Raw genomic sequence first — 15,311 nt, 5'->3', positions numbered from 1 at the left:
AGGTTATTAGTTTATATGAAAATGATAACGTTTTCTGAAAACCTTATCAATCTAATTATTTTCATGATAATATAACTATATTCACATAAAAAGGGGGAAGTAATGTGGACCGTATGTACTTTCCGGCTCTTTCAGATGAAGATATGAAACTGCCATTCTATGTTACAAGCGCTGGAAGCTGGAGACATCAAACGCATATTAAACGTCAAGGAGAGTTTCCTGATTATCAATGGATTCAATGTATAAAAGGAAGAGGTGAGCTTCGTGTAAATGACGAGGTTTATATTATAAAAGAAAATGAAGGGATGTTTCTGACGTCGCACGTTCCGCACGAATACTACCCTATTACAAGCGAATGGCAAGTATGCTGGGTTTCTTTTAATGGAAGTGTGATTGATGATATTATGCTTTCTCTTCAATTTATTAATTCCGGAAAAATCGTCCTTACAAATGCTGAAAGCCTTTATAGGATGCTTCAAGAACTAATGGATCGATTAGAAGAAAATCATACCTCTAGCACCATGCATTGCTCGGAACTACTATATAGCGTCATTTTAAAACTTCGCCAAGACAGCGTATATATAGAAAGCAAAAGTCGCCTGCAGCAAATTACTCAGCTCAACCCAGTTCTTCGTTATATCGAGGAATATTATCATCAGCCGTTAACGTTAGAAATGCTGGCAAAGCAGCTCAACGTAACGGAGCAGTATACATGTTTGCTTTTTCAACAATCTCTTGGCATCCGGCCATTTGAATACGTAACGCGCGTGCGGATTCAAAAAGCAAAGAAACTGCTGCTTAAAAATAACCAAATTTCTGTACAAGATATAGCAAGACAAGTAGGGTATGAACATCCAAGCTACTTTATCAAGCGTTTCAAAGAACAGGAAAACGTTACGCCAACTATTTTTCGAAAAATGTATTTTTCATAAGCTACATATATCGGGGTTTATCTAGGTCATAAGACATGATGTGTATGCTAGTTATTTCGTATGAGTTTTAAAAAAGAAATTAAATGTAGTTTTAAGTGAAAACGGGGAGGAAAAGTAGAGAGAAGAAACAAAAAGGAGGGATAAACGTGTTTGGGTTAAATGATCTTCCAAAATTTGTGTGGTCATTCTGTCTTGTATTGCCACTTGTATCATTTATTCATCAGCTGGGGCATTCCGTCATGGCAATTATTTTCGGAGGGAAGGTCGATTTTACTATTGGGCGAGGGAAAACGATTCTTAAAATGGGGAAGTTTAAAATTAAGTCAGTCTATTTTTTAGACTCGTTTTGTAAATATGAAAATCTTAAGAATGACAGTCGCATTTCTCATGCAGTGGTGTATGCGGGTGGTGTACTGTTTAATTTGCTTACTATTTTTATAATAAATGGATTAATTATGGCTAATATTCTGCCTGAAGATATATTTTGCTATCAATTTGTTTATTTTTCAGTCTATTATGTTATTTTCTCATTGCTGCCAATTCAATATACAGAGACAACTGCAAGTGATGGACGTGCTATATATAACGTATTACGGTACGGGAAAACGTGTGATCCAGATTAAAGGGCTGTGTGTAGCAGCCTTTTTTTGGTGCGTTTTTTCTCGTTCATTTAAATAAAAAAAGGAAAACTTTACGAAAAGAAAATAGTAGCGGATAATAAAGATAGTAGATGTTGGAATGTAAGAAAGGAGAGGATTCATACGATTATTGAGACAGAACGAATGACGCTGCGAGCCATGACCGAAAGCGATGCAGGAAATTTACTGAAAATCTTTGAGGATGCTGAAGCAATGAAGTATTATTCTTCTACTAAAAGCGCACAAGACACACGTTGCTGGATTCAATGGATGAAGCAGCATTATCAAACGTACGGCATTAGCATGTGGATCGCTGAGGATAAGCAGAAAGGAGAGTTTCTAGGGCAGTGCGGCATGGTTCTTCAAAAAGTAGACGGAAAGGTAGATCCAGAACTTGGTTATTTATTTTTACGCAGCCGCTGGGGGAAAGGCTATGCGAGTGAAGCAGCAAAAGCTTGCTTAGATTATGGACTTCATACGCTGAAATTTCAGAAGATTATATCATTAATAGATCCTGACAATTTCCCATCGATTAAAGTGGCTGAAAGAATTGGCATGAAAAAAGAAAAGCAAGTTAACGAATGGGATAAATCGCTATTCTTTTATAGTATATATAATGAAAAATGAGAATATAGGAGTGGTAGAATGATCAAAATTAAGAAGGTTTCGGTAAAACGAGCAGAAAAAGAAATTTTAAAAAACGTGTCGTGGTTAGTGGAAAAAGGGGAACATTGGTGTTTACTTGGGTTAAACGGTTCCGGAAAAACGACGCTTTTAAATATAATCAACGGATATATCTGGCCTACAAAAGGTCAAGTAGAAGTTCTTTCAAGGAAATTTGGAGAAACAAATCTGTCTGAGCTCAGAAAAGAAATCGGGTGGGTAAGTTCTTCGCTTCAGCAGCGGTTTCAAGATGACGATACGGTTTTAGAAATGATTTTAAGCGGCAAATTTGCATCTATTGGTTTGTATGAACAAGTGGAGCAAAAAGACATGAACCAAGCCATAGAATTAATGCAGCTGCTAAATTGCGCAGATTTACAAAACCAGGCGTACGGGACACTTTCTCAAGGAGAGCGCCAGCGAGTGCTAATTGCCCGAGCTCTTATGGCTTCACCAAAGCTTTTAATACTTGATGAGCCATGTACAGGTCTAGACATAATGGCCCGAGAACAGCTTCTTCAGCTGATTGCAAAAATGGCAGAGCAGCCAAAAGCGCCTACGCTTATTTATGTTACTCACCATGTAGAAGAAATTTTGCCGTGCTTTACCCATACGCTTTGTATGCGCCAAGGAGAAGTGTTTTCTTCTGGAAAAACGAAAGACCAGCTCACTGAGCCGCATCTTTCTAAATTTTTTAATCACTCCGTAGAGATTCAGCAGCAGAAGGAACGCACTTGGCTGTCATTAAAAGAACCGGTAAAAAGCTGATCTAACTTCGAGAAACCTTCTTACATACCATGGGAAAAAGAGCGCTGCTTGCAATGGAAACAAGCTCATTATGAAGATAATGTTTACATGCTACATAAATAGTGGTGCCGCAAATAATATCAATTAGTAAAAAAGCAGCAATGTCATGTTTATCAATGGTTACAAATACAAAAGAAGAGGAATCATAAGCTGTCATCGTTGGCTCCTTTGATTATATCGTTATGTTACTTTATTCACAAAAGGCTTGGGCTATACGAACTTTTAAAGAAGTAAGATGATGACAGCTGATTCTCTTTTCTACAGCTGATAATATTCTTGTTCGAGTATACTCATGATAAGATCTGTCTGAAATGCTTTTTCAATAAAAGCACCTTCACGCTCTATTCCTTCTTTTACAAAACCGCATTTTTCATAACAAGCAATGGCTCTATGGTTGTATTCGAGCACTCGTAAATCGACTCTATGCAAGTGAAGGTGTTCAAATGCGTACGCAAGTACCAATTTTGTAACTTCAGTGCCTAGTCCTTGATTCCAAACGGAAGAATCAAATAAACCAATTGCATACCGTGCGCGCCGGTCGTACTCGTTAACGGTCAGCCGGGCCTCTCCAACAAAACGCTGCTCATATTCAATGCACCAATTCAGCTTTTGAGACTTTATGTACTCGACGTGCCGCTTGGCATCTTGTAATGTAAGAGGTTTTAAGTTTCGGGTATCGCCTCCGTACATGCGAATAAGTTCTTTTGTTTGTTTGCATGCCAGATAGTCATTTACATCGCTGTCTTTTGGTTTTCTTAGTATCACGTTTTTTCCTTTTAAAAGTGGTGAAACATTATTCATTTGATGCATCCTTTCTTTTCTAACATTTAAAAAGGTATTCCACTTGTCTCCTAAAAAACCTGCTTTTATGTATAAAAGAAATTCAGACATAACTATGTCCATCGAATCTTAAAACAAATGGGATCGGTACGCTAGTATGGAGTGCTTGTTACACCGCGGTTGACTTCCGTGCAAGACTTGGCTTTCCATTAACTGCTCTACATACATGAAGCCTACGTTCATTCTACAAATGAAAAAATCCGAACGAGTTGGATTCTCAAGCAAGAATCTCGATTCATCGTTCGGATCTTCCTTCAGCTAAACTACTTTTCTCCCAGCCTCTTTACGAAGAATGTTTTTTTGCGTAGTGAGCAAGTGCAAGAAGAGGAAAAATATCATTGTAGCTGTGGTACTGAATATAAAATTGTCCAGGAAGACCAATTCCCGTGGGGTAATGAGTTTGCTGCTCTGTAAGATTTGGATTCAGTAAAAATTTAATTCCTTTTTCAACGGATTGATCTTTTAACGGACATATTGTCATTAAAGCATCGAGAGCCCAAGCCGTTTGAGAAGGGGTGCTAAACGATAGTGGCACATATTTTTTTAAAGAAGCGCTATAGCATGATTCTCCGAATCCACCGTCTTCTTGTTGAATGCTTTTGAGCCAGTTGATAGCTTTGATGATACGCGGATCAGAAGCAGAAACCCCTACAGCACGGAGTCCTGTAATAGCGGCCCACGTTCCGTAAATATAGCAAACTCCCCACCGGCCATACCAGCTCCCGTTATCCAATTGATGATCAAACAGCCATTTTACTGCAGCTTTAATCGAAGGGTGGGATTTATTCATACCAGCAAAGTTTCCGAGACACTCAAGCACTCGACCGGTTAAATCGGCAGTAGCCGGATCCGTTGCTGCATCTTTTGCATTTTCAAGCGGCAGATAAGTAAATAAAATAGAGTCGGTATTTTTTTCAAATGCAGCAAAACCCCCATCTTTGTTTTGCATGGACAGCAGCCAGTTAATCCCTCTTTGCCAAGACTCCAAATAATCTGTATCGGTTTGCGCTCTTCTAGAAAGAGCTCTGATAGCAGCAGACGTATCGTCTAAGTCAGGGTTATTTGTATTAATATCGGAAAACCCCCAGCCTCCAGGTGCTGTATTTGGGTTATGAAACTGCCAATCTCCAAGCTTTGTATGCTGTCTTTTCTTTAAGTAGCGAGTGGTGCCTTTAATCATGGGATCTTGCTGCGGTACACCTGCTTCCTGTAGAGCGTAAGAGAGCAGCGCGGTATCCCAAACGGTTGACGTGGAGTTTTCTACGTGCACGTGGCCGCTGCATGTACTAAGTAGTGAACAAATACCGTCAATTGCTTTTTGGATCACAAATGAATCTTTTTTATAGCCAAGAGCCAAAAGACCGTAAATCATAAAAAAAGTAGAGGTGGCGTAGCTGTAGAGTGTTCCATCTTTTTCAATTCTTTCTAGCATGTAACGCTCGGCTGCTTGATAACCAAGTTTGTGGATGTAAGAAGGTAAAGAAGCCAGCTGTTTTAAATGGTCGACTAAAAAAATTGAAGCGCGTGATTCTTGAGTAGTTTCCTCCGATTCCTGTTTCTGTTCTCTTACATCTAAATGAGAAAGAGAAGGTGTATGCCTAGAAGTAAGTGAAAATTTTTTGTTTCCTGCTACCATCATCGGAACGAAGTGAATTCTGGCATAAGTGCTTAATTCATAAAAGTTAAGCGGTACATAGGTAGGCACGAGCAAAAGAGAAAGCGGGAGGTAAAATAGCTTTGGCCACTCGTATAAACCGTTAACAGAAAGCATCCATCTTGTGAGAAAATGAGCGCGCGAAATGCCTCCTGAATCTATAATATATCTTTCTGCTTTTCGCAAAATTCGGTCGTTTTTTTGGTAATACCCTGAATATAAAAGAGCTGTATAAGCTTGAATAGTGGCGGATAAGTTATGTTCTTCATCATCAAACAACGTCCAAAGACCATCTTCATTTTGAAGGGAAACGATCCGTTCGGTTAATTGTTTAATCAACACTTCTTTATCTAAATCAAAGGTGCGAAGAAGCATAATTAAAAACGCATCAGGCATAACGCCTGTTTCAAAACAGTAGCGAAATGACCCGTCATTTTTTTGTGTTGGGCGCAGATAGGCGATTCTTCGCTGAATCTCTAGCTGAACTTCCTTTAGCAATATGATCACCTCTTATGATAATGCTTTTCAATCTTTCGACCTGTTTCTTTATAACTGTATTCAAAGGAAGAGAGTTCTATGAGAGGAGAAAGTTGCAAAGAATAGAGCGCTTGCTGCACAATAAAGGTACTGGAAAATTGGAGTGATAGAAGTGAAAGAAATACAGGTAGAAGTCATTCAAGGACGAGGCTCTTACCGAGAGCTTGGTGAAATGCAAGGGAAATTACATAAAGGAACAAAGCTGTTTGAAAATCATCAAAAAAGAAGAAAACGTTCATTACGAAGCTATCAAACGATAGCAAAAGAAGCTCGTCATTATTACGACTTATTTGCTCCCGGACTGTGGGATGAGCTAGTGGGCTTAGCAGAAGGTTTAGATTGGCCTCTTGAAGACGTTATTCATGAGTACAGCGGGTATCAGCAAGAGTGGAAAAAAACGGGATGTTCGGCTCTTATGCAGCACGGCGTGTATGTACGAAACTATGATTATCATCCTAAAACGTACGAAGGGCGATTTTTGCTTTTTCAGCCAAATGAAGGATATGCAAGCGTCGGATTTGGAACGAGAATGATTGGGCGAATGGATGGAATGAATGAAAAAGGATTAGCAATTGGCTATCATTTTGTTAATCGCCGCCGTCAAACGAATGGATTTATTTGCTGTACGCTCGCTCGGTTTATTTTAGAAACATGTGAAACGACAGAAGAGGCTATTGCTATTTTAGAAAGAGCACCGCATCGTCATGCGTTCAATTATTCCATTTATGACCGCAGCGGACAGGGAGCAGTAGTCGAAGCATCTGGACGAGGCGTTCATGTACAAAGAGGAACGATGATGGGGTGTACGAACCATTTTAATCAGCTGGTCGAAGAAAATCGTCATCATTTGGTAGAGTCAAAGGAAAGGCTCGATCATATTCGAGATCATATTGAAAAAAAGCTATCGCCTCTTGAAGCTTTCTCTTTATTTAATGAAGATGAATACGGTATTTTTAAAGAAGATTACCGGAATTCTGCTGGAACGCTTCATACAGTAGCATATGTACCGGAGACGCTGCAAGTCATTGTGGGGATTGGACGAAAAGCAAAGCCTCTCATTTTCTCGTTTGAAGATTGGATGAAAGGAGAACAATTAACTATAACGAAAATAAAAGGAACGGTAAATACAGATGAACCATTTCCGTTTCAGTAAGGAGCAGCATAATGAGAATTGTAACGAATCAAGAGATGTATCAAGTAGATGATTATATGATGAATACAATTAGGATGAGTGAAGAGTCCCTTATGGAAAATGCCGGGCAGGCTGCTGCAAACGCGCTGAGTGAGCGAATCGAAAAACATGAAAACATAGGGCTGCTTATAGGAACGGGAAACAATGGAGGAGACGGCTTTGTTATTGCCCGTGCTTTGAAGTCAAAAGGCTATGAAGTTGACGTCTGGGTAGTTCCTGCACGGGAAAAAATAAAAGGCGCGGCTAAAAAAGCAATGATCATCTATGAAAATGCCGGGTTCACGTGGCAATCGGCGGGAGATAATTTCTCTGTAAAAAAGTATATGGTGCTTATTGACTGTCTACTAGGGATAGGAGTAAAAGGCAGCATCAAATCTCCTTACGATGATATTATAAAAAAAATAAACGACTCTAAGGCTTACATATACAGCATCGATGTCCCAAGTGGAGTAATGGAACAGAAGCAAGAGCTTACAGTACGTGCAGATGCTACGATTACGCTTCAGCAGCCGAAAGTCACGGCATTTACATACCCGAGTAAAGACAGTTACGGTGAATTGATTGTAGTAGATATCGGTATTCCGCCGCTAGCAATTGAAAAAAGTTCATCTCTTAAGGAAGTATGGTCAACTCAGCATATTAAACAATCTTTTCCCATTCGAAACGCTTCGTCTAATAAAGGTACACATGGAAAAGGAATCGTAATAGGAGGTTCGCTTCAAACACCCGGAGCGCCGATGCTAACGTCAAAAGCAGCGCTCACAAGCGGAGCGGGACTTTTAACGCTTGCGCTTCCGAGCGATATTCATGCTATTGCAGCTGCTCACATGCTGGAAGTGATGTATAAACCATGTCCAAGCAAAGATGGATTTTTTGCAGGCGAGATTCCTTTAGAAGAAGGGAAGTATGATGCAATTGCAGTCGGACCAGGGCTTGGGAGAACGAAAGAAACGAAGAAAGTCGTCGAACAAGTGCTTCACCAGCCGGTTTCTGTTGTGGTGGACGCCGATGCTCTTTTTCATCTTCCCCATTTAGAAAAAGAAGTAAAAGAAAGAGAACATGCAACGATTTTAACGCCTCATCCGGGAGAAATGGCAAGGCTCGTGGACACAACAATCGCCGAAGTAGAAGCAAATCGATTTTCAATAGCTAGGCAATACGCAGTAGAAAATGGTGTGTACCTTGTATTAAAAGGTCCAAACACGATTGTTACAACACCTGACGGAAAACAATACGTAAATACCACTGGAAATGCGGGACTTGCAAAAGGCGGAACGGGTGACACGTTAACAGGGATCATCCTCGCTTTTATTATGCAGCATGATTCTCTTCAAGAAGCAATCAGCAATGCGGTATATGTTCACGGAAAAGCAGCGGATGTGCTGCTCGATCAGGGGCATACAATGATGGATATGTTAGCAAGCGACGTTATTTCTGCACTGCCGGCAGTCTTAGGGCAGCTGAGTGAGAAGTAATTTCTTCTAGATTATTAAAATTTGTTGACAAAATCCTTCAAAAAGTTGTCAAAACTCTTTGTAAATGATAACGTTATTTTACGTAAGATTTTACATAGAAAGAAAGTGATGTTGTGTACTACTCAATGAGACCAAGAGGCATTCATTTAGCTGTGCCTACACTTTTCTTCCTTATCACAGTCGTGTTATTTGCGATGATGCAGTTTGGTTTTTATTTGGATTCCAGCATTCTTCGTAAAATTTGGGTCATCGTTATGGCTTTATTGCCCATTGCTGGACTAATCACGGCTATTAAAGGTAGAAGAGGAAGCGCAAAGCCGTGGTTAATTATAGGGAATGTGATTCTTATTTTAACCGTTACAATAATGAGCGTACAGGCTATTATTTACTAAACGAAAAACGTGTTCGCCAAATAGGCGGACACGTTTTTATTAGGAAAGAGAAACGATTTGCTTGGTTACATAGGCAGCTTCTCCTGCGATTACCACACCATACGTATTCTCTTTTTTTGTAATTTCTACATGAACGAAGCCATCTTTATCTATTTCCTGTCCTTGCTCAATGACAAATTGCCAGCGGCCGTTATCTTGCTGGTCCACATATCTCGCATAATAGGCGCCCATTACGCCTGATGCTGTTCCAGTTACGGCGTCTTCTACCGTACCTGAAAATGGTGAAGAGAAATGTCTTCCGTGCATATGAGCTTCTGAGTGAATCGTTTCAAAACAAAAGGGATGAATAGATGCTTTTGGCATATCTGTTAAAATATGAGGGAAATCTTCTTGATTAGGCTTCATCTTTTTACAGGCATCTAAATTTTTTAAAGGTACAATAAGCGTCCAGTTCCCTGTACTTCCATATACAATAGGAAGTCTTTGATCAAGGTCATCAATATGAAGATTAAGAGCTTTTGCCAGTTTTTCTTTTGAACCTGAAAACGGATGAAACTGCGGAGAAGCTTGACTCATGGTGATAACAGGTTGTCCGTTTCTATTCTGTACAGTCATCGGCAAAATTCCAGCATTTGTTTCCACTGTAAATGTAGTTTTTGGAAGTTTGTTTTTACTGTATAAAGCATAAAGAGAAGCGACGGTCGCATGACCGCACAAATCTGCTTCTTGTCCGGGTGTAAAATATCGAATTCGTAAATCAGCGCGGGAAGACTTCATGATAAAAGCCGTTTCGTTAAACTGTACTTGATAAGCAATCATCTGCATTTCTTCAGCTGAAAAATCATCTCCATTAAACACAATTCCTGCAGGGTTTCCTTTATTAGGGCGCGTACTGAACGCATCGTATTGATACACAATCGCTTCTTTCATAGAAATTACCTCCATTTTTATATCATTGTATGAAAGCTTTAACCAGTGTTATTAAATGATCGGCTATTAAAATAGTGAAATACCTGAACGTTAGAATAAAAAAACAGCAGTTTTCACCTGCTGCTTTTCACTTCGCAAAACTATTTTTGCATCGCGGCATTTATTCCTTCTTTTCTAACTTCTAGCATATGAGTAGCTTTTTTATCAATATCTTTAGCTGTATCGGAAGAAATGACGCCTACGCTGCTTAAGTCATAGGCAAGACTTGTAACAAGCAGTTGCTCTCTTTGTGCTAGTGTGCCGTATGTAAGTGCAGCGGTTTTAGCTTGAATGCCACTCATATTTAATTCATCAGTAGAAGAAGCTGCATCGTTTTTTGCGGCTATTGCTTTTTTTTTGCGGCTATTGCTTCTTGATAAAGAGAATCATATCCTCCAAACCCCACTTGGGCAATTAGAAAATTATAAATGTCATCGGCCGATTTTTTTAGAAGGCTGGAAAAAAGTTCTTTGAAATTTATTGCGCGGTAAAAAGTTTAGTGCCGCCTGTCTTCCGTCTTCATAAATTTTTTCTTGTATTTCTTTCGTCGCTTTTTCGTCGTTTTTTTTCTGCGCTGCATCTAGCTGTTTGCGATATTTTTGAATAATGACTCCGTCCTGCTGATTGTTTCCCTCTTTGAAAGTAGCCGCGGTTTTTGGAACATCTGACGTTGCTAGCGTCTTAGTAGCGTTCTCTGAAGAAGAAAAAAACGTATTTTTGACAAAAATAAGTGCAAAGATCAGCAAAATAAACCATAAAAACCTGAATTTCTTAAACAAAATGTTCACCTCTATATAATATTTCTAAATTATGTAAAAAATATGGACCAGTATACAACAATTTTAGTGTTTTTTTACACATTTACCCAAAAATAAGAAAATAGTAAGAGGTGGTTTTATTAATCTAATAGATATATAGGTTCATTGTTATGGTTCTAAAGAAACCATTGATCTATTTGTACTGATTCATATAATCGAATATGTTTTTGCTAATAAGGCTTAAAGTGACAAGGATAAAAAGCGTTCGGACGTACGTCACGCCTTTTGATAGAGCGACATTTGACCCGACAAAAGAACCCGCGATCATCGCAACCCCCATAATTAATCCGTAAGAAAATACAACAGAATCGAAATATAAAAACACAAGCAAAGCACCTAAGTTACTGCCGAAATTTAAAAATTTTGCGCTGCCTGCTGACTGCAGGAAATCAAATCCCATAAATAAAAAAGCAAATAAAATAAATGAACCTGTGCCTGCTCCTAAAAATCCATCGTAAAAGCCAATAATAAAAATAAGTACGGTAAAGAAAATAAGTTTCTTAATAGACAGCGGCTTATACGTAGACGTGGTGCCCCAGTTTTTTTTGAAGATTGTATAAATAGCAACTAAAACAAGGAGAATCAAAATAACAGGTTTCAAAAAAGCAGAGGATAGAAAATGAACGGTGATTGAACCTCCTAAAGAACCAATAAATACAAAAGGAAACCATTTACCTACGACGCGAAAGTCGACTTTTCCGGATTTTACAAATCGAATGGTACTCGTTAATACGCCCATCGTTCCGGCTAATTTATTTGTAGCTAAGGCAGCAGCGGGAGGCAGGCCTAAAAATAAAAGAGCAGGCGTTGAAATTAAACCGCCTCCGCCAACTACAGAGTCAATGAATGCGGCTAAAAAACCAAATAGTAAAAGCAAAAGAACAATCTGTAAACTTAATTCTTCCATAAAGCACCTTCCTCATGTCATAATATATAGTGACTACTTAAATAGTAACTATATAAAAAGCAGTTGTAAATATGTAAATGATAAAAATTTCAAATAACTTAAAAAACAGGGAGGTTTCCTTTATGGAAAATATTATTCAGCAGCTGCAGTCGCTTGGATTTAATCAGTACGAATCAAAAGTATACGTGACGCTTGTCAAAAAAGGATCTTCCACTGCTTATAGTATTAGTAAACATTCAGGTGTGCCAAGAGCGCGTGTATACGATATTTTACAAACACTAGAGGAAAAAGGCATGGTGTTAAAAGAAGAGAGTAATGATGGCACCCGGTACACGTCGTTGCCCGTCGATGCTTTTTTGCATTCGCTGCAGAAAAAATGGAACGAAACGTATGAAGACGTTAGCGAAACGCTTAAACGTCTTGAAACTGCAGAGTCTATAGAAGAAAGCCGGGTTATGACGATGAAAGGGGAAAGAGCGATTCTTGCTTTTTGTGAGTCGCTATTGTTAAAAGCGAAAAATAAAATTGTCATCTCGCTTTGGCCCGATATTTATAATGAGTTGAAGCCCCTTTTATTACAGCTAAGGGAGAGTGTCACACTAAAAGGAATTGTGTTTGAACAAGATGAAGCGATGGAGGAATTTGACCGGCACCGTCATACAAGCTATACCGAAAACATTGGGAATCAAAACTGGTTTATTATATCTGTTGACAGCAGTGAAATGATTTATGGTCATAAAGAAATGGCTTACTATACAAATAACGCAGTCAACATTAATTTACTTGAAAACTATATTTGGCATGATATTCTCGTTAACAGACTTGTAGAAAAAAGTGATCAGGAAATGGACAGATGGATCGAAAGGGAAAGAGAAAGTTTTTTTGCGTAGAAAAACCCGCTTTATGCGGGTTTTTGTATTAAAAAGTTTGCGCAAGTTTTTTGGCTTCGGCTATTCCCTTTTCTTTAATTTCCTGCGCTTTATCTGGCATTGCGTTATGCCCTTCGACAAAAATGCCAGATAAGGAAGGTACTCCGAAGAAATTCATCATAATTCCAATATAACGATGCCCCATTTCCATATCAGCTGCGGGACCTTCAGAATAAATGCCTCCGCGCGCTTGAATATGAAGCGCTTTTTTATCCGTTAATAGCCCAACAGGACCTTCTGCCGTGTATTTAAATGACTTACCGGCTACGGCTACAGAGTCTAAATAAGCTTTCATAACCGGTGGAAATGAAAAGTTCCACATAGGCGTTACAAAAACATATTTGTCCGCGGTTACAAACTGTTCGCTCAGTTCTGCAAGACGATTGACCTTTTCCTGTTCATGAGAAGAAAGTTCAGAGCCAGACTGAAGTTTGCCCCAGCCGCTAAATACATCCGCATCAATATGAGGGATATTTTCTTTATAAAGGTCAATATGTACAACTTCGTCACTTGAATTGTGCTCTTTGTAAGCATCGATAAATGCTTTTCCAGTTGCCATACTGAATGATTGAGACTCATCGTGAGGATGAGCTGTAATATAAAGTACTTTTGCCACTTCTTATCATCTCTTTCTTGTTTGAAATAATGTACTGTCTTATCGTTATCACTCGTATAAAAAACTATACGCACTTTGTTCAGTAAGTTGAAAAAGAGCATATGAAAAGAACTTTTATATAGAAAATAATGGTATAATAAATGTTTGAATATTTACATAACAAGTATGTATGTGTAACAGAAGTAAATAAGAGGTGTCGAGATGAAAGAAAAATGGATAATTGTTACGGGTGCAGGTTCTGGAATTGGCAAAGAAATTGTAAAAGAGTGTGTGTCAAAGTGCTATTCAGTTATTGCTTGTGATATTAATGATGAAGCTTTGAGACAACTAGCTGAAGATACAAAGGGCCATATTGAAACGCATGTAGTAGATGTTAAAAATGGAAAGGATGTAAAAGATCTTTTTTATCAAATAAAAGATAAAAATTTGTATGGGTTAGTTAATAATGCAGGCGTGTATTTAGGAAAAAATTTATTGGATTATGAAGAAAACGAAATAGATTTTGTGATGGATATTAATATTAAAGGATATGTTTATTTCTCCAAGTACTTTGGCGAATTATTAATGAAAAAGGAAACAGAAGGGGCGATTATTAATATATCGTCCGTGTCAGGAATGGAAGGAAGCTCCGATGCTATATATGGAATGTCTAAAGCAGCAGTATTAGGATTAACCAAGAGCTGTGCGATGAATTTTTCTCCTTATATGCGGGTGAATGCGGTAGCACCTACAATGGTAAATACCGATATGATGAAAAATATTCCAGAGTGGCGCAAAAATGAATACATCGCTCATCAGCTGATTCCAAGCTTTGTTACGCCTCAAGACGTGGCAGATACGGTCCTGTTTTTATTAAGCCCTCAAGCAAAACATTATACAGGAGCCACCTTTGATCTTAATAGCGGATGTTATTTACGCTGAATACTCTTTCAAAAGGAATTGAGACATTAACTACATCAATCCAAAGACGAACAAATGGGATAAATAATTCAGTATGGCGCGTGTTACACCGCTGTTGATCTCCGTGCCAGACTCCGCTTTCCGCGGGCGGCCGATGAGCCTCCTCGTCGCATGCGCTCCTGCGGGGTCTCATCTGTTCCGCTTTTCCGGCAGGCGTCTTCGCCTTGCCCTCCAATCAACAGCTAGAAGCACCTACATACATGAAACCTACGTTGACTATCACCATAAAAAATTCGAATGCACTTAATTCTCAATAAAGGATTTTAATTCATAGTTCGGATCTTCCTTCAACTAAAATACGTTTGTCCCATCCTCCTTTTTGTTTTCTTAAGAATTCTTAAGAAATTTACTTAACGTTTCTTTAGATTTTTTTCTATTCTAGAAAGAAAGAGTAGAAAGAAGGAATAGAAAATGAATTTAGCTTTTATGTATCAATATTTTCACCAGCCGCGAACGGTAGGAGCACTTTTGCCAAGCTCTAAGCACTTAGCGAAAAAGATGATAAAAGGGATTGATTTTGAACATGCAGCCTGTATAGTAGAGTACGGACCAGGAACCGGAGCTTTCACCCGTGAATTAATAAGAAGACGAAGCGCTTGTACAACTTTGCTTCTTATCGAATATAATCGGCATTTTTACGAAAAAGTAAAGGAACAAGTAAGGAATGAAAAAAATGTGTACGTGATAAACGGATCCGCTGAAAATGTTCAAAAGTACTTGATACAGTATGGTATTACAAAAATAGATTACGTATTATCAGGTCTTCCTTTTGCCTCGTTGCCGTCTGAAGTGTCGGACTGTATTCTGCAAAACACGCGCAGCGTATTAGCTGATGAAGGGAAATTTATTACGTTTCAGTATACGAATTTAAAAAAAGAGTTGATTCGTACGTTTTTCCCGAAGATTAAAGTAGAAAAAGAGTGGAGAAATGTTCCGCCTGCATACATTTTTACATGTGAAAAAAATGAGATATAAGGAGTTT

The 15,311-nt window shown here is 38.7% G+C and carries 19 protein-coding genes; 10 read left to right on the top strand and 9 right to left on the bottom strand.

Annotated features, from left to right (window positions below; all coding sequences use genetic code 11):
• Positions 1–113: 113 nt before the first annotated feature.
• The 4 genes from LAV82_RS19395 (at position 114) to LAV82_RS19380 (ending at position 3,001) form a co-directional block, all read left to right on the top strand.
• Positions 114–932 (top strand): AraC family transcriptional regulator, encoded by an 819-nt coding sequence (locus LAV82_RS19395; RefSeq protein WP_499716843.1) that lies wholly within the window; start codon positions 114–116, stop codon positions 930–932.
• Positions 933–1,078: 146 nt separating this feature from the next.
• Entirely contained in the window at positions 1,079–1,555 is a 477-nt protein-coding gene (locus LAV82_RS19390; protein ID WP_025752199.1) for a site-2 protease family protein, read from the top strand.
• A 159-nt stretch (positions 1,556–1,714) separates the two neighbouring features.
• A complete protein-coding gene (locus LAV82_RS19385) occupies positions 1,715–2,197 on the top strand; it encodes a GNAT family N-acetyltransferase (protein ID WP_499716744.1) in 483 nt (160 codons plus the stop codon).
• Positions 2,198–2,215: 18 nt separating this feature from the next.
• Entirely contained in the window at positions 2,216–3,001 is a 786-nt protein-coding gene (locus tag LAV82_RS19380; RefSeq protein WP_499716743.1) for an ABC transporter ATP-binding protein, read from the top strand.
• Between the two features lies 1 nt (position 3,002).
• Here the strand turns inward: LAV82_RS19380 and LAV82_RS19375 are convergent, their stop codons facing one another.
• The 3 genes from LAV82_RS19375 to LAV82_RS19365 all read right to left on the bottom strand — a co-directional run bounded on the left by LAV82_RS19375 (position 3,003) and on the right by LAV82_RS19365 (position 6,041).
• On the bottom strand, positions 3,003–3,197 hold the full coding sequence (locus LAV82_RS19375) for a hypothetical protein (RefSeq protein WP_499716742.1): 195 nt from the start codon (positions 3,195–3,197) through the stop codon (positions 3,003–3,005).
• Between the two features lie 101 nt (positions 3,198–3,298).
• Entirely contained in the window at positions 3,299–3,841 is a 543-nt protein-coding gene (locus tag LAV82_RS19370; RefSeq protein WP_499716741.1) for a GNAT family N-acetyltransferase, read from the bottom strand.
• Positions 3,842–4,163: 322 nt separating this feature from the next.
• Positions 4,164–6,041, bottom strand: coding sequence for a terpene cyclase/mutase family protein (locus tag LAV82_RS19365; RefSeq protein WP_016763969.1), 1,878 nt, complete (start codon positions 6,039–6,041; stop codon positions 4,164–4,166).
• Positions 6,042–6,183: 142 nt separating this feature from the next.
• Here LAV82_RS19365 and LAV82_RS19360 point away from each other — a divergent pair, with 142 nt between their 5' ends.
• From LAV82_RS19360 to LAV82_RS19350, 3 genes are all read left to right on the top strand, one after another.
• Positions 6,184–7,224, top strand: coding sequence for a C45 family autoproteolytic acyltransferase/hydrolase (locus tag LAV82_RS19360; protein ID WP_499716740.1), 1,041 nt, complete (start codon positions 6,184–6,186; stop codon positions 7,222–7,224).
• 11 nt (positions 7,225–7,235) lie between these two features.
• A complete protein-coding gene (locus LAV82_RS19355; protein ID WP_499716739.1) occupies positions 7,236–8,738 on the top strand; it encodes an NAD(P)H-hydrate dehydratase in 1,503 nt (500 codons plus the stop codon).
• Between the two features lie 113 nt (positions 8,739–8,851).
• On the top strand, positions 8,852–9,130 hold the full coding sequence (locus tag LAV82_RS19350; RefSeq protein ID WP_223268911.1) for a hypothetical protein: 279 nt from the start codon (positions 8,852–8,854) through the stop codon (positions 9,128–9,130).
• 39 nt (positions 9,131–9,169) lie between these two features.
• Here the strand turns inward: LAV82_RS19350 and LAV82_RS19345 are convergent, their stop codons facing one another.
• The 4 genes from LAV82_RS19345 to LAV82_RS19330 all read right to left on the bottom strand — a co-directional run bounded on the left by LAV82_RS19345 (position 9,170) and on the right by LAV82_RS19330 (position 11,824).
• On the bottom strand, positions 9,170–10,060 hold the full coding sequence (locus LAV82_RS19345; protein ID WP_013083005.1) for a PhzF family phenazine biosynthesis isomerase: 891 nt from the start codon (positions 10,058–10,060) through the stop codon (positions 9,170–9,172).
• Positions 10,061–10,200: 140 nt separating this feature from the next.
• Positions 10,201–10,401 (bottom strand): hypothetical protein, encoded by a 201-nt coding sequence (locus LAV82_RS19340; RefSeq protein ID WP_499716738.1) that lies wholly within the window; start codon positions 10,399–10,401, stop codon positions 10,201–10,203.
• Between the two features lie 129 nt (positions 10,402–10,530).
• Entirely contained in the window at positions 10,531–10,878 is a 348-nt protein-coding gene (locus LAV82_RS19335) for a hypothetical protein (protein ID WP_499716737.1), read from the bottom strand.
• Between the two features lie 172 nt (positions 10,879–11,050).
• Complete coding sequence (locus LAV82_RS19330) at positions 11,051–11,824, bottom strand: sulfite exporter TauE/SafE family protein (RefSeq protein ID WP_251443464.1); 774 nt, start codon at positions 11,822–11,824, stop codon at positions 11,051–11,053.
• Between the two features lie 122 nt (positions 11,825–11,946).
• Here LAV82_RS19330 and LAV82_RS19325 point away from each other — a divergent pair, with 122 nt between their 5' ends.
• Entirely contained in the window at positions 11,947–12,714 is a 768-nt protein-coding gene (locus LAV82_RS19325) for a TrmB family transcriptional regulator (RefSeq protein WP_499716736.1), read from the top strand.
• Between the two features lie 28 nt (positions 12,715–12,742).
• Here the strand turns inward: LAV82_RS19325 and LAV82_RS19320 are convergent, their stop codons facing one another.
• Entirely contained in the window at positions 12,743–13,369 is a 627-nt protein-coding gene (locus tag LAV82_RS19320; protein WP_499716735.1) for an FMN-dependent NADH-azoreductase, read from the bottom strand.
• 201 nt (positions 13,370–13,570) lie between these two features.
• On the opposite strand from LAV82_RS19320, the gene LAV82_RS19315 reads away from it, so the two are divergent.
• Complete coding sequence (locus LAV82_RS19315; protein WP_013056891.1) at positions 13,571–14,290, top strand: SDR family NAD(P)-dependent oxidoreductase; 720 nt, start codon at positions 13,571–13,573, stop codon at positions 14,288–14,290.
• Here LAV82_RS19315 and LAV82_RS19310 read toward each other — a convergent pair.
• Entirely contained in the window at positions 14,265–14,504 is a 240-nt protein-coding gene (locus LAV82_RS19310; RefSeq protein ID WP_211078732.1) for a hypothetical protein, read from the bottom strand. The genes LAV82_RS19315 and LAV82_RS19310 overlap by 26 nt on opposite strands.
• 236 nt (positions 14,505–14,740) lie before the next feature.
• Here LAV82_RS19310 and LAV82_RS19305 point away from each other — a divergent pair, with 236 nt between their 5' ends.
• Positions 14,741–15,304 (top strand): class I SAM-dependent methyltransferase, encoded by a 564-nt coding sequence (locus LAV82_RS19305; RefSeq protein WP_057273103.1) that lies wholly within the window; start codon positions 14,741–14,743, stop codon positions 15,302–15,304.
• Positions 15,305–15,311: the final 7 nt, after the last annotated feature.

It is taken from the genome of Bacillus sp. ILBB4 (assembly GCF_035064545.1).
Taxonomy (GTDB): Bacteria; Bacillota; Bacilli; order Bacillales; family Bacillaceae_H; genus Priestia.
Note: the sequence above shows the minus strand (reverse complement) of the source record. Positions and strands in the feature narration are given on the sequence as shown.